Annotated in this window: 26 protein-coding genes and 1 riboswitch; of the genes, 7 read left to right on the top strand and 19 right to left on the bottom strand. The window is 38.0% G+C overall.

Translation table 11 applies throughout. The features are described from left to right. Positions 1–273 precede the first annotated feature (273 nt). The 6 genes from NYE61_RS20340 to NYE61_RS20315 form a co-directional block, all read right to left on the bottom strand. A complete protein-coding gene (locus tag NYE61_RS20340; protein ID WP_339316507.1) occupies positions 274–1,926 on the bottom strand; it encodes an alpha-glucosidase in 1,653 nt (550 codons plus the stop codon). A 544-nt stretch (positions 1,927–2,470) separates the two neighbouring features. Next, positions 2,471–3,490: a ThiF family adenylyltransferase gene (locus NYE61_RS20335; RefSeq protein WP_339316505.1), complete on the bottom strand. Its 1,020-nt coding sequence runs from the start codon at positions 3,488–3,490 to the stop codon at positions 2,471–2,473. Beyond that, positions 3,487–4,260: a thiazole synthase gene (locus tag NYE61_RS20330; protein WP_095310656.1), complete on the bottom strand. Its 774-nt coding sequence runs from the start codon at positions 4,258–4,260 to the stop codon at positions 3,487–3,489. The genes NYE61_RS20335 and NYE61_RS20330 overlap by 4 nt, the downstream gene beginning before the upstream one ends. Further along, positions 4,257–4,460: a sulfur carrier protein ThiS gene (gene thiS, locus NYE61_RS20325; RefSeq protein ID WP_118889920.1), complete on the bottom strand. Its 204-nt coding sequence runs from the start codon at positions 4,458–4,460 to the stop codon at positions 4,257–4,259. Before thiS ends, NYE61_RS20330 begins: the two co-directional genes overlap by 4 nt. Positions 4,461–4,472: 12 nt before the next feature. After that, positions 4,473–5,582: a glycine oxidase ThiO gene (gene thiO, locus NYE61_RS20320; RefSeq protein WP_339316502.1), complete on the bottom strand. Its 1,110-nt coding sequence runs from the start codon at positions 5,580–5,582 to the stop codon at positions 4,473–4,475. Beyond that, on the bottom strand, positions 5,579–6,175 hold the full coding sequence (locus NYE61_RS20315; protein ID WP_339316500.1) for a thiamine phosphate synthase: 597 nt from the start codon (positions 6,173–6,175) through the stop codon (positions 5,579–5,581). The genes thiO and NYE61_RS20315 overlap by 4 nt, the downstream gene beginning before the upstream one ends. Positions 6,176–6,313: 138 nt before the next feature. Further along, positions 6,314–6,423, bottom strand: a riboswitch (TPP riboswitch). A gap of 185 nt (positions 6,424–6,608) precedes the next feature. Here NYE61_RS20315 and NYE61_RS20310 point away from each other — a divergent pair. Beyond that, the gene (locus tag NYE61_RS20310) at positions 6,609–6,746 is read left to right on the top strand and encodes a hypothetical protein (RefSeq protein ID WP_168927295.1); all 138 of its coding nucleotides are present in this window, start codon (positions 6,609–6,611) and stop codon (positions 6,744–6,746) included. A 492-nt stretch (positions 6,747–7,238) separates the two neighbouring features. Here the strand turns inward: NYE61_RS20310 and NYE61_RS20305 are convergent, their stop codons facing one another. The 6 genes from NYE61_RS20305 to NYE61_RS20280 all read right to left on the bottom strand — a co-directional run bounded on the left by NYE61_RS20305 (position 7,239) and on the right by NYE61_RS20280 (position 14,161). Continuing rightward, on the bottom strand, positions 7,239–7,478 hold the full coding sequence (locus NYE61_RS20305; protein ID WP_095310664.1) for a 4Fe-4S binding protein: 240 nt from the start codon (positions 7,476–7,478) through the stop codon (positions 7,239–7,241). A gap of 97 nt (positions 7,479–7,575) precedes the next feature. Then, positions 7,576–9,090, bottom strand: a complete 1,515-nt coding sequence (locus NYE61_RS20300; protein WP_339316498.1) for an AbgT family transporter — start codon at positions 9,088–9,090, stop codon at positions 7,576–7,578. A gap of 24 nt (positions 9,091–9,114) precedes the next feature. After that, entirely contained in the window at positions 9,115–10,422 is a 1,308-nt protein-coding gene (locus NYE61_RS20295; protein WP_339316496.1) for a hypothetical protein, read from the bottom strand. Then, on the bottom strand, positions 10,419–11,672 hold the full coding sequence (locus NYE61_RS20290) for a M20 family metallo-hydrolase (RefSeq protein ID WP_118889915.1): 1,254 nt from the start codon (positions 11,670–11,672) through the stop codon (positions 10,419–10,421). The genes NYE61_RS20295 and NYE61_RS20290 overlap by 4 nt, the downstream gene beginning before the upstream one ends. Further along, complete coding sequence (locus NYE61_RS20285; RefSeq protein WP_339316493.1) at positions 11,665–12,960, bottom strand: amidohydrolase; 1,296 nt, start codon at positions 12,958–12,960, stop codon at positions 11,665–11,667. The genes NYE61_RS20290 and NYE61_RS20285 overlap by 8 nt, the downstream gene beginning before the upstream one ends. A 4-nt stretch (positions 12,961–12,964) precedes the next feature. Further along, the gene (locus tag NYE61_RS20280; protein WP_303450465.1) at positions 12,965–14,161 is read right to left on the bottom strand and encodes a M20 family metallopeptidase; all 1,197 of its coding nucleotides are present in this window, start codon (positions 14,159–14,161) and stop codon (positions 12,965–12,967) included. Positions 14,162–14,341: 180 nt separating this feature from the next. Between NYE61_RS20280 and NYE61_RS20275 the strand changes: the two genes are divergently transcribed. Next, positions 14,342–14,539, top strand: a complete 198-nt coding sequence (locus NYE61_RS20275; protein WP_095310674.1) for a DUF2188 domain-containing protein — start codon at positions 14,342–14,344, stop codon at positions 14,537–14,539. Between the two features lie 54 nt (positions 14,540–14,593). On the opposite strand, the gene topB is transcribed toward NYE61_RS20275, so the two are convergent. Further along, on the bottom strand, positions 14,594–16,765 hold the full coding sequence (gene topB / locus NYE61_RS20270; protein WP_095310676.1) for a DNA topoisomerase III: 2,172 nt from the start codon (positions 16,763–16,765) through the stop codon (positions 14,594–14,596). A 185-nt stretch (positions 16,766–16,950) separates the two neighbouring features. Between topB and ytaF the strand changes: the two genes are divergently transcribed. Next, entirely contained in the window at positions 16,951–17,574 is a 624-nt protein-coding gene (gene ytaF, locus NYE61_RS20265; protein WP_095310678.1) for a sporulation membrane protein YtaF, read from the top strand. Between the two features lie 159 nt (positions 17,575–17,733). On the opposite strand, the gene NYE61_RS20260 is transcribed toward ytaF, so the two are convergent. Continuing rightward, entirely contained in the window at positions 17,734–18,525 is a 792-nt protein-coding gene (locus NYE61_RS20260) for an SDR family oxidoreductase (protein WP_118889911.1), read from the bottom strand. 297 nt (positions 18,526–18,822) lie between these two features. Then, positions 18,823–19,719, bottom strand: coding sequence for an AEC family transporter (locus tag NYE61_RS20255; RefSeq protein WP_095310682.1), 897 nt, complete (start codon positions 19,717–19,719; stop codon positions 18,823–18,825). 678 nt (positions 19,720–20,397) lie between these two features. Between NYE61_RS20255 and NYE61_RS20250 the strand changes: the two genes are divergently transcribed. Beyond that, entirely contained in the window at positions 20,398–21,252 is an 855-nt protein-coding gene (locus tag NYE61_RS20250) for a S1-like domain-containing RNA-binding protein (RefSeq protein ID WP_339316488.1), read from the top strand. A 34-nt stretch (positions 21,253–21,286) separates the two neighbouring features. On the opposite strand, the gene NYE61_RS20245 is transcribed toward NYE61_RS20250, so the two are convergent. Together NYE61_RS20245 and NYE61_RS20240 are read right to left on the bottom strand one after the other, a co-directional pair. Then, positions 21,287–21,571 carry a hypothetical protein gene (locus tag NYE61_RS20245; protein ID WP_095310688.1) on the bottom strand — a complete coding sequence of 95 codons (285 nt, stop codon included), beginning with the start codon at positions 21,569–21,571 and terminating at the stop codon, positions 21,287–21,289. A 133-nt stretch (positions 21,572–21,704) separates the two neighbouring features. Next, on the bottom strand, positions 21,705–21,899 hold the full coding sequence (locus NYE61_RS20240; protein WP_095310690.1) for a YwbE family protein: 195 nt from the start codon (positions 21,897–21,899) through the stop codon (positions 21,705–21,707). Between the two features lie 217 nt (positions 21,900–22,116). On the opposite strand from NYE61_RS20240, the gene NYE61_RS20235 reads away from it, so the two are divergent. Further along, positions 22,117–22,986: a LysR family transcriptional regulator gene (locus NYE61_RS20235; RefSeq protein WP_118889908.1), complete on the top strand. Its 870-nt coding sequence runs from the start codon at positions 22,117–22,119 to the stop codon at positions 22,984–22,986. Between the two features lie 123 nt (positions 22,987–23,109). Here the strand turns inward: NYE61_RS20235 and NYE61_RS20230 are convergent, their stop codons facing one another. Then, positions 23,110–23,682: a TetR-like C-terminal domain-containing protein gene (locus NYE61_RS20230; protein WP_303450444.1), complete on the bottom strand. Its 573-nt coding sequence runs from the start codon at positions 23,680–23,682 to the stop codon at positions 23,110–23,112. 151 nt (positions 23,683–23,833) lie between these two features. On the opposite strand from NYE61_RS20230, the gene NYE61_RS20225 reads away from it, so the two are divergent. Both NYE61_RS20225 and NYE61_RS20220 read left to right on the top strand, forming a co-directional pair. Next, positions 23,834–24,595 (top strand): SDR family oxidoreductase, encoded by a 762-nt coding sequence (locus NYE61_RS20225; RefSeq protein ID WP_339316484.1) that lies wholly within the window; start codon positions 23,834–23,836, stop codon positions 24,593–24,595. Beyond that, positions 24,570–24,737 carry a hypothetical protein gene (locus tag NYE61_RS20220; RefSeq protein ID WP_339316482.1) on the top strand — a complete coding sequence of 56 codons (168 nt, stop codon included), beginning with the start codon at positions 24,570–24,572 and terminating at the stop codon, positions 24,735–24,737. The genes NYE61_RS20225 and NYE61_RS20220 overlap by 26 nt, the downstream gene beginning before the upstream one ends. On the opposite strand, the gene NYE61_RS20215 is transcribed toward NYE61_RS20220, so the two are convergent. Next, positions 24,726–26,444, bottom strand: a complete 1,719-nt coding sequence (locus NYE61_RS20215; protein WP_095310698.1) for a GMC family oxidoreductase — start codon at positions 26,442–26,444, stop codon at positions 24,726–24,728. The genes NYE61_RS20220 and NYE61_RS20215 overlap by 12 nt on opposite strands.

Below are 26,444 nucleotides of genomic sequence, written 5' to 3'. Positions count from 1 at the left end.
CCCTCCCCAAAATTATAATTTGCAGCGTTTTCACCTTTTTAATGAAAACGTTTGCGCAACTATATAGTATTTATTATACATTGTTTTATGAAAATATCAATATCAAAATATAATTAATTATCGCTCTTGTTACCGGTTACAAAAATAATATGAACATATTCATAATTTTATCTGCTCACCTATTTTTTTGCTTATATTGTGCAAACGTTATTCATTAAGATTTATTGAAAGAGGACAATCATACAGATTTTTGTCCCCCTCTGGTACAAAAAGCTACAACAACCGATAAACCCTCGCCTCATATGGCCACAATACATTTTCTTCTAATTTATTATAATTACACAGAAGTAATTCTTTCTTAATAGACTTTAACTCTGCTGGAAGTTCTATTTCTACCTTTTTCGCAAATAAGTTGGTTATTACGATAACAACCTCATCATCCAATGTTCTCGTATACGCATAAACATGATCATGATTCTCTAAAATCAGTTCGTAGTTCCCATAAATAAAAACACTATTCTCTTTTCTCAACTTAATTAGTTTTTTATAATAATGATAGATTGAATCTGGATTTTGAATTTCTTGTTCCACATTTATTTCCGTATAGTTCGGATTCACTTTCATCCATGGAGTTCCATTTGTAAAACCGGCATGCTTTTCATGTGTCCACTGCATTGGAGTTCTTGAGTTATCACGACCAGTTTTCCAAATTACCTTCATGATTTTTTCAATGGGGGTTCCCTTACTCAGCTCTTCATGATAATAGTTTCTCATCCCAACATCATCATAATCATCAATGGATGGAAACTGAACATTCGTCATCCCAATTTCCTGCCCTTGATATATAAATGGCGTTCCTTGCATAAGAAAATACATTGTCGCTAAGCTTTTGGCAGATTCCACACGATATTCCCTACTATTCCCCCATGTTGAAATGGAACGAGGCTGGTCATGATTTTCTAAGAATAATGCATTCCATCCAATACCTTCCAATCCTTTTTGCCATTTAGTCAATGTTTTCTTTAAGGCATGTATATCCAAGCCTGTATCGGTATGCTTACCCCAAAGGTCTAAATGTTCAAATTGGAAAATCATATCGAATTTCCCTTTTTCCACTCCGACCCACTCTTCCGCTTCGTCCATACGTACACCATTTGCCTCCCCAACAGTCATAATGTCATAATTAGAAAAGGTTTTTTCCTTCAATTCCTCTAAAAAAACTTGAATGCCCGGTCGATTCATATGACCTTTATAGGAAGGAACATATTTCATCTTTTTCGGATTCGGCAAGTCTGGGAATCCAGCAACCTTTTTTATATGGGAAATCGCATCTACTCGAAACCCATCAATTCCTTTATTGAGCCACCAATTTACCATTGTGTACAGCTCTTCACGGACAATTGGGTTCTCCCAATTTAAGTCTGGCTGTTTTTTGGAGAACACATGTAAATAATATTCCTTTGTTTCTTTATCGTATTCCCACGCTGAACCACCAAAGATAGATTCCCAATTATTCGGCTCTTTACCATTTTTACCTGGATGCCAAATATAATAATCTCGATACGAATTACCTTTAGAAGCACGTGATTCAATAAACCAGGAATGCTCATCAGATGTATGATTAATAACCAAATCCATAATTAGCTTCATTCCACGATGATGAGCGGCTTCAAGTAGTTGATCAAAGTCTGCCATTGTCCCGAATTCATCCATGATTGCCTGATAGTCACTAATATCATAACCATTATCATCATTTGGAGATTGATAGATTGGACTTATCCAAATCACATCAATACCAAGCTCCCTCAAGTAATCAAGCTTAGAAATAACTCCCTGGATATCTCCGATGCCATCTCCGTTTGAGTCCATAAAACTTCGCGGATATACTTGGTAAGCGGTTGCTTCTTTCCACCATATCTTCTTCATTTTTATCCCCCTTTTTCTATTGCTGATTCAAATGATTTTTTAAGTTTCCACATGTCGATAAAATGCAGAAAATGGTAAACCTCTTCTATCATAGCGTATACCTTCTATTAGCTGACGTATGGTAATTTCTGATAGATTTTGCCGGGCTCTTAACCTTCAACTCAATTCACTAACGTGCTCAATGAATTCAAGTGCTTTCACATACAATATTAAAAAGCTAGTTATTGCAACTGTGCAACACCAGCGAAAACGTTTGCACTAATTGCTTCGATTACAATAGTAGCACGATAAATATAAAAGGGCAATTGTTTTTAAATAGTATCTAGATTAAATATTGCTATTTAGCAAGATTACCTAAAAAAAGATGTCATTTAAATAAGGGAGTATTACAGGAAAACGATTGCACATTTATAGAAAAATTAATCAATGGTGGGTGAAATATTGGAGGCTAGCGAAAGCTTTACGAACATTAAAATGAACTTACACTGAATAGCCCTGAACTTTAAACACACGGTCAAGTCCAAGGCTATAAGAAACGCTTATTTTACGCTGAATAATACTGCAAAAGTCGAGAGTAAACGGAACGGGCTATTCTTTTATCATGTGTTCCATGTACAATTGCACGTCCGTCCCGAAAGAAAACAATCCTAAATTCCCCAAAAACACAGGAAAGTAAGAAAGGATTGATTAATAGGTTTGTTGCATTTCCTTTTAACCTATCCATGAAGACGTTTAATTCAAACACTCTTGAAGTAGCAGGCCGAATTTGCACCGCATCTCTTCCACATAACACATCAGATTTCATTTGATTCTCAAATTTCAAGTAAGGATACGTTGGTTGCTCCCCACATGTTGGACAATGGCTATTTTTAAGACGTGTCACATCTATTTCAGCCTTTTCATCCTTCCACATATCAAGCGACCTGAGCACCGGCGATATCTGGGCTCCAGTTAAAATTTTTAAAGCATAGGTTACTTGTGTTGCAGTAACCATTTGAACAATTGGACTGATCACCCCTACCGTCTCACACGTCATGCCATCCACCGGTAAATGATTTAGTAAACAATGCAAACAAGGTGTGACATTTGGAATAACTGGAAATGTGGAACCGTAACTCGAAACACATGCCCCCATGATAAATGGAATGTCATGTTTTACAGCTGCATCATTTACGATTAGACGCGTTTCAAAATTATCCGTAGCATCGAGAATAACATCATGACCCTTTATCATTTCTTCAATATTTAAACCGTGGACATCTTCAATAAGACTGTTAATATCTATCCCACTATTGATTTGCTCAAGCCTCTTCTTTGCAGCGAATGCTTTAGGAAGCTTATCCCGGACATCCGCCTCGCTATATAATTGCTGTCGTTGTAGATTACTCCATTCAACATAATCCCTATCAACAATTGTTAGTTTACCAACACCTGCTCTTGCAAGCATTTCTGCACTGCTGGAACCCAATGCACCTGCTCCGATGATAATAACACTTCCAGATTCTACTTTCTTTTGCGATTTCTTTCCTAAAAATAATTCTTGGCGAGAGTAGCGTGTCTTCACGTTCCTACCATCCCTGTTGTCGGACTGCTTGCCACTGCATAGTCTTTTTCTTCTATTCTTCCCGCTTCATACCCCAGCCTGCCAGCTTCCAGCGCATATTTTACAGCTTTCGCCATCTTGATTGGATCTTTTGCTCCAGAAACCGCAGTATTTAAAAGCACTCCATCTGCTCCAAGCTCCATTGCATATGCCACATCCCTAGGAGATCCAATTCCCGCATCAACAATTACGGGTACATTGGATTGTTCAATAATAAATGCTAGATTTAAAGGATTAATGATTCCTTTTCCCGAACCAATAGGACTTGCACCTGGCATAACAGCATGAACTCCCAAATCTTCCAGACGTTTCGCCAAAACAACATCATCTGACGTATATGGCAGCACGATAAACCCTTCCTCAAGGAGCATTTCGGATGCTTTTAAAGTTTCTATTGGATCTGGCAAAAGCGTGCGCTTATCCCCAATGATCTCCACCTTAATCATGTCACATAAACCAGACGCTTTTGCAAGTTTCGCTATACGAACAGCCTCTTCGGCCGTACTTGCTCCAGCTGTATTCGGAAGTAACGTATATTTAGTTAAGTCCAATTGTTCCAAGAAGTTTGGCTGACTTGCTTCAAAAATATTCATCCTTCTAACAGCAAACGTTAAAATTTCTGTTTCCGATACTGCTACTGCTTCTTTTTGAACCTCAAATGATGGGTACTTCCCTGTGCCTAATAATAAACGAGATTGGAAAGTACGATTAGCAATGGTTAACATAATCATCCGCCTCCTACAAAATGAATAATTTCTACGATATCCCCATTGAAAAGCCTTTTTGTTTCGTATTCTTCCTTCATAACAATTTCCTTATTTACCTCTACGACAGCAATCCGAGATTGTAATTGATAGTGTGCCAGCAACTCTCCGACTGAATCCACTACCTCTGGAAGTTCCACCTGTTTCCCATTCAGCTGAAATTTCATTTTTATCACCTCCTAAACTACTATGCTTTGACGACGATCTACACGAAATGTCTGCATCCATCCGTTATTTATGTCTTTTCCAACAACAAAATCACGAATCATTTCCCCTGTTGCTGGAGCAAGTAAAATTCCATTTCGGTAATGCCCACAAGCAATGAGTATTCTTTCTTCCTCTGGATGCCTTCCGATAAATGGGTTGCCATCAAACGTGCCTGGTCGCAATCCTGCCTGAACGTGATCGATTTTCCATTCGATTGCAGATGGAATCATGGCTTTTGCCTTTTCAATTAAAAACTTGATTCCTTCAAGGCTTACAGTATCACTCCAATCCTTCTTGATCATGGTTGCACCAATAACAAGCTTTCCATTATTTCTAGGAACGATATAACAGCTTTCATGAAATAGGGTATACTCTAATACATGCTGTTCACTATGAACGATTAAACTTTCACCTTTAATTGGTATGAGCTCTTCATCTAATCCAATTTGCCTAAATAGCCCATTACCATATACACCTGTAGCAAAGACAACATAATTTGCTTCGACATCACCATGCATTGTTCGGACAAGATAGTTGCCATCTTTCTTTTCCACTTGATAAACACCGTTGCTTTCCATAATGGATGCACCAAGGGATCGAGCACTTTTAGCAAAGCTTTCACAGGTTTGATCTGGTATAACACTCACATCATCCTTTATATATGCTGCTCCTAATATATTTGGAGCAATCAATGGCTCCCTTTTCTTTACTTCTTCTTTATCCAACCATTCTGCAGTTGGTTGCTTCAGAAGCGGAGTAAGCTGATGCTTATCTGTATCTGAAAATACAAGCTTTAATATTCCACCTTCTTTGTATCCAATATCAATGCCGCTTAATTGATAAAGCTCATCCTTCAACCTGAGATATGCTTGTTGACTCGATCTGGCAAACGAAAATATTGTATCCTCGCCATTGCTTTCAGAATGAGCACCGAGCATACCAGCCGCAGCACTTGTAGTCATCAAACCAATTTGTCCTTTTTCAAATAACGCAACATCAACCTTTTCTTTCGCTAAGTAGTAGGCAATCGAACAACCAATAATACCACCACCAATTACGACTACTTCATAATGCTGTTTCACTTTGAAATTGCCTCCCTATATTTTTTTATCATCACGTTTGGTGCATCGGCATGGAAAATACCGGACATGATTGCAATTCCATCTGCTTTTGTCTGTTTCATTAACGGCACCTCTTCTAATGAAATTCCTCCGATACCATAAACTGGGATGTGAATTTCTCTTTTCATTCGTTCAATTGGCAAAATTCCATTTGGAGGTATTCCCCTTTTACTGCTTGTCTCAAAACAATGACCAAATATTATATAATCCGCCCCATCCGCTTCAGCTTCTTTCGCTTTTTCGAATGAATGTACACTGCAACCAACTCTTAGATGCGGATATTGCTTCTTCACTGTTTTTACTGGTAAGCCATGTTCTGGCAGGTGAAGATTTGGGATGTCACTAAGCAGTACGATATCAAGCCGATTATTTAGAATTACTTTTTCTTTATCAACCCCATTCATTTGCAGATAATCTAGTAGCTGCAAAATTTCACGGGCTGTTTTTGACTTTTCACGAATTTGGAGAAAATCAATCTCGTCGATGATGTCAATAATGGTATCTGTTAGCTTTTCAACAGTCATGCTATCTGCGGTTACAGCAATTAGCTTCATCAAACTCCCGCCCCTTTCTTTCAGGTTTCATCAAGAATCATTACCTAATAATGCAATTACAGCTTTTATGCACACAAAAAAACCACTTTCCTGCACACAGAAAGTGGTATCGTATTTGTATAATGAAACTAACAATACAATTTGCCCTTGCCACATTCCTACGCAGGTGCTAGCCTGTTCAGGTTTTGAGGGTTTCAAAGTAACTACTTTTTTCTCAGCCCTTATCAAGGGTTCCCCTAGTGAATAACGCTACGTATTTACTTATCATTACTTTACCACAAATAGAAAAATTTGCAAAGTCTGGATTTTTCAAATAATACAGTTTAAAGACGAGTTGTAGGCTAGATTTCACACAGCTTTTTTATTTTCGAACCAAAAAAATACCATTTTCATGTATACTAAAACTAGAAAAAATAGAAAGAGGTCTTAAATAATGAAAGTAAAAATGAACGTACAGACAGCATATCATGGTGAATTGCTGCGAGCAGGCAAAGTATATGAAATTGATGAAACGACAGCAAAGCGGTGGATTGCTAGTAATTTGGCAGAAGAAGTTAAAAATGAAAAGTAAGCTATAACCTTCCGCAATTGATGCGTCCAGAACAGTTAAATTGTATGGAAAAAATGCTTACTTCTTTAGTTAAAACTGTTGGATCAGACATCGAATAACAAACTGAAGCGGGCTGGGATATCACATCGATAAAAGAAAAGAATAACACCTGGCATCATGAGGTTATAGACGCAGTAAACATTATTAGAGTAGATAACAATCTTCTTTGGGAAAAGCAATAAGCATGAGCGCGAAATAGGTATACCAGGAAGCTTAATGAGATTCAATCTTCTAAACGCAACTGTAATACAGTACAAACCTCGCATATTGCTACCCGATTTTTTCCCACTAAATACAAATGTCAACCCAGCTGGATACACTTCGTGACTCTTTACTGTGAATAGCAGGGTTGACTATTTATAATGCATATTTTTAGCACTGCCAATCTAACAGCACTGCTAGTTGAACAAATAGACGTTTCTTCTAGAACATTTCGTCTACTATCCAATAAATCTATCTATTCGCGAAGAATTCTTCCGCCTTTTCTAAAAATACTTCTTGATCAGGAGTCAAATCGTATTCCTCCTCGATCGCTGAAACAGGACAAACTGCTTTGCACGCACCACAGTCAATGCAAATGTCAGGATCAATATAAAATTGATCTGGTCCCTCTTCTATACAATCAACCGGACAGACACTCACACATTCTGCTGCCTTTTCCGGTCCACATGGATCCAATATTACAAAAGCCATTTATGATTTACCTCCTTACATACATCACTTTCTCTCTATTAAATGATAATGCTTAAACGTCTTGAAGTAAACCATTTGACTCGAAATTCCGACAACATTATACATAAACACTTACTCCTGGGCCAAACGGAATTCCAAAGTAGAAGAAAATTAACAGAAGAATCGTAAATGTAATCAAAAAGAAAATCGTATATGGTAACATTAATGCAATCAATGTACCAATTCCTGCTTTCTTATCATACTCCTTCATAAATCCAAGCACGATAATCAAATACGGGTTCATCGGTGTGATTACGTTTGTGGATGAGTCTGCAATTCGATATGCCGCTTGAACAAATGCTGGACTGTATCCTAAAAAGTAAAACATCGGTATAAAAATAGGTGCTTCTAACGCCCATTGTGCAGATCCACTAAATATAAACAAGTTCAATAGTGTTGTTAAAATAACAAACCCTAATATAACAGCAATTCCTGTTAAACCAATGGATTCCAGCATGTTCGCTCCACTAATAGCAATCCAAGCTCCCATGTTTGTCCATTCGAAATAGGAGATAAATTGAGCTGCCGCAAATACGAGTACGATAAATCCGGACATGTCTTTTATTGCATTTCCCATATAGGTCCCGATATCCTTCGAGCTTTTAATCTTTTTTACTGTTACCCCATAGACCGTACCAACTAGAATAAACAAAAACAAAATTAATGGCACAATTCCAGATAAAAATGGTGAAGGGATGATTCCGCCTTCCTCATTCGTCAGTGGGGAACTAGGAATAAGAATTACTGTAACAATTAATGCAACATATGCAACACCCGCAAGCACAGCATTACGCAATCCCTTTATTTCCAAGGAAGTTGTTCCCTTTACTTCTTTGGCTGCTCCACCTGCATAGGTACCTAAGCGTGGCTCTACTATCTTTTCCGTAACAAATCCGCCAACAAAAGTTAAAATAAACACACATGTCAACATAAAATACCAATTATCAACAGGTGTTACATAGAGATCTGGATTTACAGTACGAATCGCTTCCGTTGAAATTCCAGATAGCAATGCATCCGTGCCAGTAATCATTAAATTAGCTGTAAAACCGGAGCCCACACCAGCAAATCCTGCAGCAAGTCCTGCGAGAGGGTGTCTGCCAATATTATAGAAAACCATTGCAGCCAGTGGTGGAATAATAACAAACGCAGCATCAGATGCGATATTCCCCAAAATACCAGTGAAAACCACTGCATATGTAACCAATGATTTTGGTGCCTTTAGAATCGTACTCTTTATTCCAGTCTCTAAAAGCCCTACCTTATCAGCCAGGCCAATTCCCAGCATCATCGCTAAAACAATCCCTAATGGTGTAAAACCAACAAAATTGTCCAGCATCGATGTTAAAATATATTGCAGCCCTTCAGCTGAGATCAAGCTTTTTATAGCGAGCACCTCAGACTCACCTGGTAATGTGAACGTGACATTAAATAGTGAGATTACCCATGATAATACGATAACGATACCTGCAAGAATGACAAACAACATAAATGGATCCGGTAATTTATTCCCCACTCTTTCAATTCCGTTCAAAAAACTTTGCATGCCAAACCTTTTTTGTCCTCTTGCCATCAAATCCATCCCTTCTATTTTCTCTTATTTCAATGCACAAAAACGAAATACTTTTTTGGGCCTGCCTCGTACATTTGATTGCACCTCTCCACATTGCTCTGTAATTGCAGCCTTTTCTAGCAGGCTGACAATCCTTCTCCCATTTCTTTCTGTGCTTTTCAGCCACCTGGCCACATCACTAGCTGTAAATTCATATCGATTATATTTTCTTGAATAAGCTCTTATCTTTGAAACGATACTTGGACTTACACCACTGTGTCTAATTTTTTCTTGCCATTCCTCATCTAACTCCATCGTTTTAAATGCAATTGTTTCATTATCTGCATTCTTTTTTGTGATTGACTGGTCTTCATCGACAATAATAATGGATGTTGATTTCTCTGTTTCCAGTTGGTGGAATCCTAGTCTTACATGGTCTTCTGCTTGGGATACTGTTTCACCAAATCCAATCGAGATAGTCAATTGAATATTCTCCTGGACTTTAACATCCTCCATTATTTCAAATATCGCCACTTCGAATTGATCATCAATTTCTCCCCGGGTTGTAAATATAAAAAATAATCCATCACCTAGCTGCATTAATGATCCATTTATTTTTTCTGTTAAAAAAAGCAATGTTTTCCGCAATTCGAGTTCTTTATGTTTCATTTTGAACGAATAATACATCGCTTCTTCATTCGTATTAAACACTACATTGCACCCGATTACAGCCAATTGGGCATTTTTATAGCGACTGGATAGCGCCCGTTGAATTAATAGTCTAAACGATTGTTCGATCGATAAATAGGATGGCATTACCCTGTAAACAGGAATTCCTTTCTCTTTCAAAGCGATATAAGTAGAACGAATAAATGTAATAGCAACTTCCGATTTACCTTTTTCATATAGTTCCTCATGAAAAGCAATTTGCTTTTCGTTATGTTCATATCCTTGGAAAGGAATATTATTATAAATCATGGAGTGTAACTGATAAAAGGATAATAACTTGTCTATTTCTTCATTTTCAATCGTATCAATGCTTATTTTTTTATAGACCTTATCCTCATCAAGCTGCGCCTCAAGCAATGTCCCTAAAAAAGCTGATCCATTCATATCTGGATAGATTGCATGATCCATTGACAAAAGCGTATGCTCCATTGCATAAGAAAAATTCATTATTCCCGAAAAGAACCATTGATCAAATTGATTTTTATTATTCTTCAATATTTCGTCTATTTCCTCGAGCGATTCATAGGTAAATGGGACAATTGATGTATCGCTAAATTCCTTTGCAACAGTCATAATTTGATTTACAGAATCAGCAGGACCGATGACCCCAATTCTTACTTTCATATTGGTTCTCCTGCTTCCTGTTGTAAGAATGTCATCATAACCTTTGTTCCTTTTTCAAGACTTTCTATCGATGCAAATTCACGTGGATGATGACTTAATCCATCTTTACACGGAATAAAAATTAAACCTGCTGGCCAGTTCGCCGCCATATTCATTACATCATGACCAGCCCCGCTATTCATTGACAATGTTTCATACCCAATTGTTTTACTTGCTTGGGTTAATTTTGCATGCATTATGTTATCCATCTTGACTGAATCATTATCTACAAGCGTCTTTACGCCAATCCTAATTTGCTTTTTCACTTCAAGCTCAGAAACAAAAGTACGAATATTTTCAGCGAAATCCCGTTTTAATCTATCGTCAACACTTCGTATATCAATACCAAGTTCAACTTCTCCAGGGATTACATTCATTGCGTTTGGATGTAAACGGATTGTACTTACTGTAGCTACAAGTGGAACTTCACTTTTTTCATTTACTTTTAGTGCTTCCTCCTGTACAAAATTTACGAGTGGTGCAATGGCTACAAAAGCATCCTGCCTTTGATGCATCCGGGTTGTACCAGTGTGATTGGCCATTCCCTTTGCAGTAATTACAAGTCTTACTGGGCACGCGATCCCCTTTACAATACCAATTTCTGCACCTGTTTCTTGCAACTCCATTCCTTGCTCAATGTGCAGCTCAATAAAGCTTTCCAATGAATCAAGTGAGAGGACAGCCGCTTCGATAGATTCCCAGTCAAGTCCATAATCTGTCATTGCTTGTTTCATTTTAATTCCATTACGATCTTTAATTGCTTCCATTTCCTTTAGTTTTAGTTGACCCGTGATTGCTTTGCTTCCAATCGTCGACACACCAAATCGGGCAGATTCTTCAGCAATAAAACAGATGACAGCGATGTTTTTTATCGGGTGGAATCCTATGTCCTGTAATCCTTTAACAGCAGTTAATGCTGTTAACACACCTGCAACCCCATCATAGCCACCACCACAATCAACGGTGTCTAAATGCGATCCCATTGCAATTGTTGATGCAGACGGATCAACCTCCCAAACAGCCCAGCAGTTCCCTGCTTGATCTTGATATGTTTTCAAACCGAGTTCAGCAGCGATTTGTTCAAATTGGATATGCGCTGCTTTTTCTTCCTTTGTAAAGCTAAGCCTCGTAAACCCATCTGGACGTGCCATTGTATCCGTCACATTGAGGGCTAGCAGTTTGTCCTCTAGCCATTTAGTCAAATTACTCAATTCCTGACCCTCCTTCAATGATTTTGATAAATGCATCCAATGCAATAGGAAGAACATCTTCTTGAAAATCAAAAGCTTGATGGTGATGCGGGTAATTCAACTCTGTTCCAAATAACAAATAAGTTGCTTTCCCACCCTGTTGCTGTACACGATTCATCATAAAGCTTGCATCCTCTGAACCCGAAACCTTCGCTACCGGAAGAACTTCCTTTACATAATCACTTGATTTACATGCCTCTATTATTGTTGGTATTAATGCTTCACTGCAAATCATTTCCTCTGTAATACCGACAGGAGTGATCTCACAAGTCACGTCATGCATGTCTGCTGCTGCTTTTATGATTCGGGTTGCTTCTGTTAGCATATATTCATTAATTTTTTTAGTTTCTCCTCTCGTCTCCATTTCCAGAAAGGCGTCACTTGGAATTATATTTCTACCACTACCAGCAACCATTTTCCCAACATTAATTCGAGTAATGCCATCACTATGCCTAGGAATTGTATAAAGATTTGTTGCTGATACTGCAGCAGCGAGCAAAGCATTCTTTCCTAACTCCGGGTGCATTCCTGCATGAGAAGCAACACCAGAAAATGTGACATTGAACTTTGAGGATGCTAGAAATCCATCTACCGTTGCAGCAATGGTTCCAATTGGCAAGGACTGGATGCCAATATGTCCGCTATAAAAATAATCGACATTATCTAACCACCCTTTTTCAGTCATTGCTTTAGCACCTCGTCCACCTTCTTCAGCTGGCTGAAACAATAACGTAAATTTTCCTTTTAATTTTGATTGATAAGCAGCAATGTAGGAGGCAACCCCTAAACCAATTGTCATATGGCCATCATGGCCACAAGCATGCATGGTTTGGTCGATCATAGAATGAAAACCTTCTTTTGCAGGTATATGATTCGTATCCTTTGTTTCCGTAATTGGTAAGGCATCGATATCAAATCTGAATGCCACATGGTCTCCGGGTCTTTCAGTATCCCATGTTGCTACAAGTCCTGTAAGACCTCCACGCATTTTAGCAAGCCAGGACTCTTCCACTCCTTTTGCTTTTGCTTGGAGTTCATGTTTATCCAATTCAGTTTTATTTGGAACTCCTAATCTCGCATCACGCTCTAGTGCTTCTTCTCCTAAATGAATCGTAAATCCAAGTCCCTCTAGAACTTTTCCAAGACGGTACGTTGTTACATATTCCATAAAACCAAGTTCAGGGTATGAATGAAAGGATTGTCGCCAACTAATCAACTTTGGTTCCATATGGCTTACAAAATCAGACATATACTCACTCCTCATTTAATTTTTGTAATGCATCGATTGCAAATTGGACAAATAGCTTAGTTCCCTGTGGCAAGGCACGTTCATTCAATTTAAAATTCGCATCATGAAGTGGTGTCTGCTTTTCCTTATCTTCCAATTGTGTTCCAAGCCAAATAAATGCACCAGGGTATTTATGTAGGAATCTTCCAAAATCTTCTCCTGCTAAAGACGGCTTTTGTGAAGGTGTTGCATTCTCTCCAAGGATCTTCTGAGCAGAACTTCTGGCAAGTTTAGCCCATTGTGGTGTATTAATTGTTGCTGGATACCCATCCGTATATTCAATATATGCTTTTGTATTAAAGGCTTCCGCAATCTGGTTTGTAATCTGGTAAAAGCGTTCTTTTAATCGCTCTCTAATTTCTGAATGATACGTTCGAACAGATCCTTGCAGCGTCACTTCTCGCGGAATAATGTTCGGTACACTGCCAGCATCCAGCATACTAATTGTAACAACAGAAGACTCCATAGGATCTAGGTTTCTACTAACGATTGTCTGCAATGCAGTAATCAAATGCCCTGCTGCTATAACAGCATCATTTGCTTGATGCGGCATGCTTGCATGACCACCTCGCCCTTCTAAAATTATTTTAAAACGATCTGACGCTCCCATTACTTCCCGGTCATGCACACCGACAGTACCCGTTGGCATATATGGCCACACATGCTGGCCAAAAATTACATCCGGCTTGTATGTATCAAATACACCATCCTCCATCATGACCTGCGCTCCACCTTTTGGTGATGCTTCTTCTGCCGGTTGAAAAACAAGCAGCACTGTTCCGTTAATCTCCTCCTTTAGTTGCTGAAGAACATATCCTGCACCAAGTAACATAGCTGTATGAGCATCATGTCCACAGGCATGCATCACATTTGGGTGTTTAGATACAAAATCATCTTCATTTAATTCCTGTATTGGTAATGCGTCGATGTCTGCACGTAACGCAACGATGTTATCGGAATCTTTACCTTTAATAATCCCCAAAACCCCATGTTCGGCAAAGCCAGTTTTAAAGGGAATTCCATAATCTGTTAGCTTCTGTTGAATATAGTGGGATGTTTTGACCTCTTGATTACTAAGCTCTGGATATTGATGCAAATGACGTCGGTTAGCGATAATTTCCTGTTCCACTTGCTTCAAATATGTGTCTAACTTTCGTTGCATTAATCTACCTCCAAAAATATAACTCATTTACGGAAAATTACCTTTAATATTCCGTTAAAATGGATTATACAGAATTTTTAACCTGTTGTATATATTTTGTTTATATAAAGTTGATGATGTTTTAGTTTCAATACAAATGGGAAAATAAATTATAACTTAAGAAATAAAGGAGTTTTTTAATTGAAAACGTATAGTGTCACACCAAATGTAGATGCAAGTGCTTGGTTTGTAAAATTGGAGGACGTTGCACCAGAGGAAGTCTACGACACTAAGTCAGAAGCCATTGAGGCAGCAGAACAATTGGCACAGGAAAACACACCAAGCATTGTCGAAATACAAGATGAATATCATAATGTTTTGGAAGAAAAGAAGTATTAAATCACAACACACAAAAAAGGGATAGCTTATCTACTGTAAGCTATCCCTAAACCTCTATTTCTTCAGCTTTGCCAACGCATCAGCGAGTGCATTGTTCTTAAAGCCATCATCCTGCTTTTTCAAATACTTATTTACATCTTTTTTCGATACTTTATGTTTTTTCTCTTCTTGTTTACGTGCATTAAATGTGGAAAGTTTTTCTCTGTGTCCACATTTGCATATAAACATTTGCCCTTCTCCTTCACCGCGAAGTTCCATACGTTTATGGCAGTTTGGACAGCGGGCATTCGTTTGTTTGGCAATATTTTTCTTATGCCCACAAGAACGATCTTGGCAAACGAGTTTACGTCCATGCTTATTCTTAATTTCCAACATGAGCTTTCCACAACTAGGGCATTTCGTTCCCGTCATATTATCATGCTTGAACGTGTCCCCAGTATTTTTAATCTCCTGAACAGCTTGTTTCGTATAGGTTTTTATTTCAGAAATAAATTTATCCTTTGCAAGCTTGCCTTCTGCAATTAAGGCTAGCTTCTGCTCCCATTCCGCAGTCAAGGCCGGAGAACGCAAATCTTCTGGCACAAGATCAAGCAGCTGACGACCTGTAGGAGTTAAATAAATATATTTTCCTTTTAGCTCCATGTACATATTATTAAATAACTTCTCAATAATATCCGCTCTTGTCGCTACCGTTCCAATACCGCCTGTTTGATTAATTGTTTTTGCCAAATGTTTTTCATCCGAGCTCATATAACGAACTGGATTTTCCATCGCCTGTAATAAGGCACCCTCTGTAAATCGTTCTGGCGGCTTCGTTTCTCCTTCCGTACGAGAAATACGGATATCCGTTAGCTTATCACCTTTATGCATAACTGGTAAACGTTGGTCATCTTGAAGATCATCTTCACTTCTTCGGTTATTGTAGACTTCTTTCCAACCGAGCTTTTTAATCACTTTTCCTTTCGCAGTAAAACGCTCTGGTCCAATTTCAGCTGTAATTGTTGTTTGTTCATATTCATAGGCATCTGAAAGCACCGCTAAAAAACGTTTCACAACAAGATCATAGATTTTAATTTCCTTATCATCTAAATCCGCTAACAGAACCGGCTGTTCCGTGGGGATAATCGCGTGGTGATCCGATACCTTCGCATTATCGACAACTGCCTTGGAAAGCTTCAAATCCTTTTTTAAAATTTTCGCAGCTGATTTTGCGTACTCATCTACGCCACAAGCTTTTACGCGATCCTTTAATGTAGGAACAATATCTGAAGAAATAACGCGTGAATCGGTCCGTGGATATGTCAAAACCTTATGCTGCTCATAAAGCTTTTGCATAATCGACAACGTCTGTTTTCCAGAGAAATTAAAAATCCGATTGGCTTCTCGCTGTAATTCCGTCAAATCATAAAGCTGTGGGGCAAATTTTTTCTTATGCTGCCTATCAACTTGGACAACAGTTGCGGACTCATTTTTCAATTGATTAAGCAAAAGGTTTGCTTTATCTTCAGAAAAAATACGCGAATTATTTTTTTCATCCAGCCAAGTTAATTTAAATCCTTTGTCTGTTTTTGCTTCGATACCGTAGAATGCCCTCGGCTTAAACTCTTTGATTTCCTGCTCTCTTGCAGCAATCATCGCTAGTGTTGGCGTTTGAACTCGCCCACTGGACAATTGGGCATTATGCTTTGTCGTTAATGCACGTGTTGCATTCAGACCAACATACCAATCAGCTTCAGACCTTGCAACTGCCGATTCATACAGATGCACATACTTTGCACCAGGCTTGAGATTTTTAAAACCTTCACGTATCGCTTTATCCGTAACCGAGGAAATCCATAGACGTTTAGTCGGCTTTTTAATTCGGGCTTTCTCCAAAATCCAGCGGGCCACCAGCTCCCCTTCACGTCCGGCATCAGTAGCAATAACGACTTCACTGACGTCCTTGCGTGTTAATTGGGATTTGACAACCTGAAATTGTTTACCTGTCTTCTTAATAACGACTGGCTTTAATTTCGGCGGGAGCATTGGCAAATCTTCCATACGCCACGTTTTATATTTATCATCATAGACTTCTGGATCTGCCAATGTAACCAGATGACCAAGCGCCCATGTTACAATATACCTTGAACCTTCAAAATAACCATTCCCCTTTTTCGTACATCCAAGCACCCTTGCAATGTCACGACCAACGGATGGTTTCTCTGCTAATACAACTATTTTACTCATCAAAAAATCCTCTCTATATGAACGATCCATTCGGATTTCACTTACTTGTTTCGTTATGAAATGAAGGAAACATCTAAAGATACTTTATCACAAATTAACTCTTTCGTGCAGGCATAACTGCCGCAAGCACAACGTAACCATCCTTTCCATACTATAATCTAGAACCTTGTAAAGGATATGGTTAGATGCTTTATTATACTGGATTACTCTTATTAGTTACAGCAGTTAGTTTAGATGGATTCGGCGTAGGAATCACTTATGGACTGCGAAAAATTAAAGTACCTGTGATTGCATTAATCATCATCATGCTCTGTTCAGGTATTATAGTTTATACATCCATGCTGGTTGGCGATTTGCTTAGCTTTTTTATCTCAAAAGAAGTGGCAAAGATCCTTGGAGGTATTATCTTAATCGCGATCGGTTTATTTTCATTCATTAATGTTATCCGAGCAAAATTAATAAATGCGACTTCTACTAATAAGGCTCACACGACTAGAATAGAAGATATTAAAACCGTAATGACAACACCTGATAAAGCTGATTTAGATCAATCCGGGTCCATTTCAGCCGGAGAAGCATTCCTGCTTGGCTTAGCACTTGCACTTGATGCATTTGGTGCTGGAATTGGCGCATCAATGCTTGGGTATTCCCCTGCACTGACTGCCGTTCTTACAGCGTGTATGAGTGGTTTCTTTTTATTTTTCGGTATGAAGCTAGGAATTTTTTTATCACAGCAAGAGAAACTGCAGCGCCTAACCTTTCTGCCACCCGTTATTTTAATTGCGATCGGGATTTTTAATATTTTTTAAGGGTCATTCCAAATGCCTGATAAACGTGCAATCATTAGAAAACCAAGGCATTTGCCAAGCCTTTTCATCGAATGCCTTAGTTGCGGATAAAAAAGTTTAAACTTTCTTATCTGCCAAAGATGGATCAGGCTCAATCACCTGATCCTCTTTGACGTCCATTTATAATGCTTTCACTTGTCCACCGTCAATAATGAGAGATTGTCCTGTAATGTATGTATTTGCACCAGATGCTAAGAAGACAACTGCTTTCGCAAACTCCTCTGGCTGGCCGAATCGCTTCATTGGAATCTGATTCTCCGTCTCTTCTATGATTGTTTCAACACTTACTTGACGCTTTTCCGCTCTCACCTTGTATAGCTCAAGTATCCGATCCGTTTCAACCGTTCCCGGACCAACTGTATTGACTAAAATATTATCAGCACTTAATTCCTGTGCCAATGTTTTAGAAAGCCCAACAATACCTGGACGCATTGTATTCGATAGTACTAATTGGTCTAGGCTTTGTTTAATAGATGATGATGCAAGATTTACAATATGACCACGGTTTTGTTTTTGCATGAATGGAACGACTGCTCTTATTGTTCGGACAAAGCTGAGCAGATTTAATTCAAATGCGTGATACCAATCATCATCAGACATATCCATGAATGAACCCGCTGGTGGTCCTCCTGCATTATTAATGAGCACATCAATCGTACCATTCCAGGACAATGCTTTTTCAACAAGTCGATCAATCGCCTCTGAATCCTTCATATCGCAAACAGTATAATCAACCTGTTCATTTCCTGTTTCCTGCTTAATTTCCTGAACTGCAAGATGCAATGCTTCTTCATCCCTGCTACTTAATAAAACATGAGCACCTTCCTTTGCAAACTCTTTTGCAATTGCCCTCCCAAGTCCTTTGCTTCCTGCTGTTATAATCACTGACTTTCCTTTTAATTCTAAATCCATCCGGAACAACCTCCCTATTTACCTTTTTTTCAATTATAGCAAAAATCATAATGAATACGAGTAAACTTAATCACTTAATCCTTAACATGAACACAACGCGAAAATGCCCGAGACAAATTGTCTTCGGGCAAGTCACGTGTTTATTCTTTTTTCATTAAAGCAATGAAATAATAAACCCGATTACTACTATTGCTCCAATTATCATTAGTATTGTTCGAATCATATTAATCTCCCTTTTCTGGAATGCCTGAGCTTAATAAGAAGTTTCCCCTTATAATTCCATACCAAACATCTAAATTAAACAATGATATTTAACAGAATACTAAGTGTTACAATACTAACTAATGTTGCAATGAATGTAATACTTGAAACTAGGTCTGGTTCTGTATCAAACTCAATGGCGTACATTGTTGTTGTAGCAGCCGTTGGCATTGCAGAAATGATAATGATAACAGCGGCAATTACTGGATCTACATCAAGAATTGAAACAAAGATTATCCCAATTATCGGAGCAGCAATCATTTTCAATGTCACTGCAGAAATAACAACCTGCCAATTAAGTTTCAGTGCTGTTATCGAAGCTAACTGCATTCCAAGCATAATCATCATTACCGGAATAGCCGCACTTCCAACCATGTCTAATGTCGAATGAACCGAATCAGGAATTTCAACAGAAAAAAACTGGAAAACAAATGCCAAAACCGCCGCATAAGTAGTAGGCATTTTCAATACATTCTCAAACGCGCGTCGAAAACCACTTTTACTTCTGGAAGCATAATAAACACCAAAAAAGTTATTTTGTAATGCTTGAACAACCATTATGAAAATAGCATACGGTAATGCAGCGTTTCCTACTGTATACAGTACAACAGGCAAACCATAATTACCTGAATTCATAAAACCTGAAGCTAGAATCGAAGCACTTTCTGTGTTTGGATCCCATTTGAATATTTTTGCCAATATTTTATTGATGGCAACCATTATGTAAAATAATACAAGCATGTAAACTACAATCACCATATAGCCACTATTAAACTCAGTATCATATAAGGTTACAAATATAAGTGCTGGTGACAATATGTAAAGCGAAATAGCTGATACCGACCTTACATCTAGAATACGAATTCGTTGCAATATAAAACCTGAAGCAAAAACTGCCATAATCGGTACAATAATATTCAGAAATAAACTCATCCATGACATCTCCATTTTATTAGAACTATTCACTAGTTTATCACAATTTTTGGCACTTCTAGAATGAAAGACTATTTATCTTATTTTCTAGCATCTAATATTTCATCGTGTCTCCCTTTTTTATCGTAAGCTCCTTGCCCCTTCGTTCAGGTGTAAAATTATGATTTGACAGAAGTACTCATGCATGGTATGATTACTCATCTAGTAACAAATAAGTAATTCTGGCATTCTACAATGTTTTTGAAGATGCTTATTCACACTGGCGCGACTTAGGGGTCGCAAGGACGTAGAGCAGGTAGGGCTACGTTGCTTAAGTTAGAGGACATCCAGTGGAACACGTACCGCGGTTAAGTGAAATTCTTGGCAGATAGAAAAGAATAAATGCTGCTATCTGTATATTGCAATGAATATTTGCATAGAAGACTTGGTAAATACTACGTTTTTGAAAAATAACTTTATTGAATAAAACAAGTAATACACTTTCTCACGCTATCAATTAATAGCTGATGAACAAGAATTTCCCACCCGAAACAATCGGGATAATAAAATAAAATTAAACTTATGTGTTACTTTTAAATCAAAGGGGTACTCTTAATAATGAGGGTACTCCTTTTCCAATACATACTAGGATTGCGCACATTTAGGACACTTTAGAAAAGAATGAAAGTAGGTAAATATATGCATACATTACCAATAGGCAAGGTACAAACAATGACTGTTTCTCGAAAAATTGACACCGGCTATGTATTAGAAAAAAACGGACAAGAGGCGCTTTTACATCATAATGAAGCCAATCATACTTACGACGAAGGAAGAGAAATTGATGTTTTTCTCTATAATGACAAAAAAGGAAACATTGCAGCTACAGCGACATTGCCATCCGTTCAAATGGATGTCTATGATTGGGCTGAAGTAGTAGAAGTTATTCCTAAATTAGGAGCTTTTGTTAACATTGGTATCGCAAAGGAAATGCTAGTATCTGTTGACGACCTTCCATTATTCGAAGCTGTTTGGCCAAATCCAGGAGATAAACTTTTTATTACTCTAGGTAAAGATCAAAATGGACGTCTGCTTGCAATACCTGCTACGGAGGGTGTCATTGCTAGAGAAATCGAACTAGCACCAGAAGAACTATACAATCAGCCGATAAGCGGAACCGTTTATCATACAAGCAAAGAAGGATCCGCTATTATAACCGAAGATGATTATCGCGGATTCATTCATCATACAGAACGTAAAGAAGAGCCAAGACTCGGTGAATTCGTTCATGGGCGTGTGATTGATGTGAAGGAAGATGGAACATTAAATGTTTCCCTTCGCCCATTAAAACAGGATAGTATCGGAGAAGATGCTACGAGCATTTTAGCACATTTGGAAGAAAACAATGGTGTTATTCCCTTTAACGATAAGAGTGATCCAGAAGACATCCGTGGAACATTTCGTATCAGCAAGGCAGCATTTAAACGAGCTTTAGGCAAACTTTTAAAAGAAGGTAAAGTGGAACAACGTGATGGAATGACTTATTTAAAGTAAAAAACACAGCATCTTTCAAAAGATGCTGTGTTTTTTATGCAGTTACATTTTGGTAAGCGTCAATAATTGATGTAATAATAAATCCAATTGCTGCTGAGAATAATGCTGCAATTCCCCAACCACCAAATCCTGCTCCTAGTATGTCTACTTTAGGAGCAATCGATGCTACTCCTAGTAGTAATAATCCAACAATCACTAAGAAGATATTTGGATAATAGCAAGACCTTGATTCTTTTGCGGTCATTTTAACAAGTAGAACGTTTGCAAGAAGTGTTACGATTGTTAAAATTCCCCCGATTGTAAAAACTGCCAAAATCATAACTTTCACCCCATAAATATTAAATGACATTACCTATAGTCTACAATTGAAAGAAATCAAAGTCAATTAGAATATCGCTTTTCAGGTGGATCGTGTCGTCTTTTTGGAAGCGGTTCCTCTAGTTAAGTCATCCCTATTTTACATGGATTCGTCCAACTTGACCGTCCTCTAATCTAACTTTAATTCCATGTGGATGAAATTCTGATTTTGTCAAAAGATCTTTCACAACTCCTGCCGTTGTTTTTCCTGTGCGTTGATTTTGCTTCAATACGATTTCTGCTTTTTGCCCAGGATAAATATTTTTTCGATATCTTCCATCAACTATCATCTTGCTATTCCCTCCCCTAACTTCATTTCTTTAACAAAAATCTGATTTTAAGCATCTCATTTACTTCTACCGTTAGCCATAATATACTAAAATAAAGAAAAATGCACGGTTATCATTCATAGCGTGTATGACTGCGTATGATTATTTTCGTAAAACTTTCTGCTTTTAGTATACAATATAATGCACTAGAAATTGATGAAGGGAATAAACAAGACATATGGCCACTATTACACAGCTTCATATTTTTTCAAAAGTTATTGAAATCGGCAATTTCACGAAGGCAGGTCAAGCCTTAAAAATGACACAACCAGCTGTCAGTCAGGCTGTTTCCAGTCTTGAGGCTGAACTTGGTGTGTCACTATTGATCCGAGATAAATCAAGGGGACTCATTCTGACAGACATCGGTGAAAAGATTCTTCTGCAAATCCGTACGATTGAAAACAGCCTTAAAATAATTGATCAGGAGGTTGCGGCAGAAAAAGGTCTTGAAACTGGCACAATCAAAGTCGCTGGTTTTCCCGATGTATCCGCACGTTTTCTGCCTAAGATTATTCAGGCAATCCAGCAAAAATATCCGAATATAACCATCGAATTATTTGAAGGGTCTGTCGAAGAAGTTTTTAACTGGATCACATCACGTATGGTTGATATTGGATTTATTTACTCTCCACATAGCAGCCTGGATATTATTCCATTAGTGGAAGATAAATATATGGCAGTATTTCCTCCTGAACATCATTTACTTAAAAAGTCATTAATTACGTTGTCAGATCTATCAAATGAATCATTGATTGTTGGTAAGTGGGGAGATCCAAAAGCGATTGAACAACTATTTATCGATAAAGGACTTCCCTATCATCAAAAATATACCGTTTCAAACTTAAATACAATGCTCGGAATGATTCAAGAAAGGCTTGGTTTATCCATACTCCCTGAACTTGCTATAAAAGATACGGAAATGTGGAAATACGCTCGTCCAATTTTGACCGATTATCGTCGAAATATCGCATTAGCTGCTATTTCACTACAGCACGTTTCGCGAGCGACCAAGCTGTTTATTGACATTGTGAAGGAACAGGTCAATTAAGAACAAAATGCACGTTACTGAAAGAACAAGCCTCCCCCCTTCTCCACGGGGGCCTTTTTTTATAGAAGTCACAATGCTTATACTTCTTCATACCTCCTCAACCCTATTAAAGGTTCAAGATGATCACCTATATGACCTAGTGTTTGTTATGAGCTTGATTAGCTGCTCATTCAGTATCTCTATCGGTGTTGTATAGTTTTGTTTATGCCACTCAATGATAATTCCGATTATTGCATTGGCGTGGTAGCTTATGAGGTAATCGAAGTCAACATCCAAATACACTGCATTATTATCTATGCTCAAGGATTCTTCCATAAATTTACGAATTGTATCAAAGACGAGATAATAATAAGTCATTGGAGATTTTCCATCAAATATAATCTGATAAAATGCTTTATATTTTTTTACATGATTAAAAATATCAATCATATCAGGTGTCATATTATTTATATTAAAATTTGTATTCAAATATGGTTTCTCATATGCCTTTCTAAAATCTTCCACAATCACTTCAAAGTAATGACGAAACACATCATGGACATCACGATAATGCAGATAAAAGGTCCCTCGATTAATTTGCGCCAACCTACATAGCTCTGAAATTGTTATTGTTTCTAAAGTCTTTGTTTTTAATAGTGTGAGCAGTGCCTTTCGCAAGCTTTCCTCAGTCTTTATAATACGTAAATCTTTTTTCACTTTTTCTCCACCTTTAATCAACATATTTCTTAATAAGCGTATATTAATCAGCATTTCTCGATTTTCTGTTGATTGCGCTTTCTTATTAGACCATATATAATTTTATTGTACAGGTGTTCATTATCTTCATCAATATGAAGGAGGAAATTAAATGAAATTACAAGAAAAAGTTGCGATTGTAACTGGTGCTGCTTCAGGTATGGGAAAAGCAATTGCGAAGTTATATGCTAAGGAAGGTGCTAAAGTAGTTGTAGCTGACCTTAATTTTGAAGGTGCTGAAGAAGTTGTAAAAGAAATCATTGCAGATAATGGGGTTGCTGTGGCCGTTCAGGTTAATGTGGCAAACCAAGGAGATATTGATCACATGATTGATACAGCTGTTAATGAATACGGTAAATTAGATATTTTAGTAAATAATGCAGGAATTATGGATGGGTTTGAGCCAGTTGCTGACATTACGGACGAACGCTGGGATTTAATATTCGATGTAAATACGAAAGGTGTTATGCGTTCGATGCGTAAAGCAATTCCGTTATTCCTTAAGCAAGGCGCTGGTGTCATTGTGAATATCGCATCAACAGGTGGCTTAAATGGGGCACATGCGGGAGCAACCTATGGTGCTTCCAAGCATGCAGTTGTTGGTTTAACGAAGAACACAGGTTATATGTACGCACAAAAGGGTATCCGCTGCAATGCAATCGCTCCTGGTGCAGTAAATACAAATATTTCTGCTTCCATGAAAAATATTAATCCGTTTGGGATGGAGCGAACCAAAACAGTTCAAGGTGTTATTCCGAAAGTTGGGGAACCAGAAGAGATTGCAAATGCTGCACTTTTCCTTGCTACAGATGAAGCGAGCTTTGTAAATGGAACAGTTCTTACAGTTGATGGCGGCTGGACTGCTGCATTCTAATATGGATAAGGCAAAAGCACTTTCTTTTTTCACAAAAAAAGAAAGTGCTTTTAATTCTAATATATTAATACTTGCACTACAACAGCTGTCACACAGTGAAATATTTTGGGGAATATATTCTAATCAACAATTAAACGAGTGATCCGCCACCATCTTTAAGATATTTTATAATGCCTTCTGAAGCTCTGTAAGATAGCGCACCAATCGTACCTGTCGGGTTAAATGAACTGTTATGCGGAAATGCGGAAGCACCAATAACAAATACATTCTCGGCTTCCCACATTTGTAAATAAGAGTTTACTGCCGATGTTTTCGAATCAGCCCCCATAATTACGCCACCAGTGTTATGAGTATTTGTATCCACATTCACATTAAAGGCTGCTTGTTCTTCAGTAGTTTCATAATGATCCGCGCCAATTTTCTCCGCAATTTTACGAGTTACTTTAGACATATATTTTACTAATTCTTTATCTTGTTCGGTATAGTCATATGTCATGCGTAATAATGGCATGCCATATGCATCTTTATACTCAGGATCAAGATCAAGATAATTGTCTTTATGTGGCATGCTTGCACCTTGTGATTTCACCTGTAACGTACTATTTGCGTATTTAATCGATTGCTTTTTAAACTCTGCTCCCCATGACGGTGTTCCGCTTGGTACTTGATTAATGGCAATTGGTCGGTTGCCATATTGCGTCATGCGAATCCCTGAACCATGAATAAAGTTTACATCTGAATGGTCAAAGTTATCTCCAGCGAAATCAGGAATTTCAATTCCTAAGGCCCCAGCCCCAGCATAGTTATTAAACGCTTTATCCTCATAGAATAACGTAGTAGCACCTGCACTTACTTGATAGCAATAGTTTTTGCCAATTGATCCTTCCCCAGTCTCTGGGTTATATGGTGTACCTAAGTTAGAGTTTAATAGTAAACGAACATTATTAAATACATAGCTTGTTACAATAACAACATCAGCTGGCTGTTCAAATTCTTCACCAGTAATTGTATTTACATAAACAACTCCTGTTGCTTTTGTTCCATCATTTAAAATGCGCGTTACATTGGAATGTGTTCGAAGATCGAGGTTACCTGTTTCCTTAGCAACCGGGATAACCGTAACTACTGGATCGGCCTTCGCTCCATACTCACACCCAAAGTTTTCACAGAATGCACAGTATTGACATGCTGATCGTGAGATACCATCAGGATTCGTATAGTTTTCCGATAGGTTAGCTGATGGCAACATATACGGATGATAGCCTAATTTTTTCGTTGCTTCCTCAAACAATTCAAAAGTAGGTGTCTTCACCATTGGTCCTGTTGGATAAGGATTTGAACGGTGTCCATACATTTCTACCGTTTCACCAGAAATCCCAGCCATTTTTTCGAATGTATCATAATATGGCTCAATTTCATCGTATGTAATTCCCCAGTCCTGTAATGTATACTCTGAACCTAGTTTATTTGTGCCATATTTCTCTTCAGTCAAGGATTTAATTTCAAAATCATATGGAAGAAATCGATAGGTTTGACCATTCCAGTGACTTCCTGCTCCACCAACACCATCTCCAACAATAAATGTTCCGTAACTGCGCATTGGAAGTGCACGCATATTGGGATCATTACGATGTGTAATGGTTTCTTTCGATAAGTCTTGCATTAATTCTGTTCGATGTTGAAAGCGAAGCTCATCATGTCCCATTAAATAGTCATTTGTAGTTCGCTCTTTCCCACGCTCAATGCCTACAACTTTAATTCCTGCTTTTGTCAGTTCAGAAGCAATAATGCCTCCTGCCCATCCCATTCCAACAATAACCGCAGGCACTTTAGGTAGTTTTGTGCTCAT

The sequence above is a fragment of the Oceanobacillus sp. FSL W7-1304 genome, assembly GCF_037969805.1.
GTDB classification, from domain to species: Bacteria; Bacillota; Bacilli; order Bacillales; family Amphibacillaceae; genus Oceanobacillus; species Oceanobacillus profundus.
The sequence above is the reverse complement of the archived record's forward strand: the minus strand, read 5'-3'. Positions and strand labels throughout refer to the sequence as shown.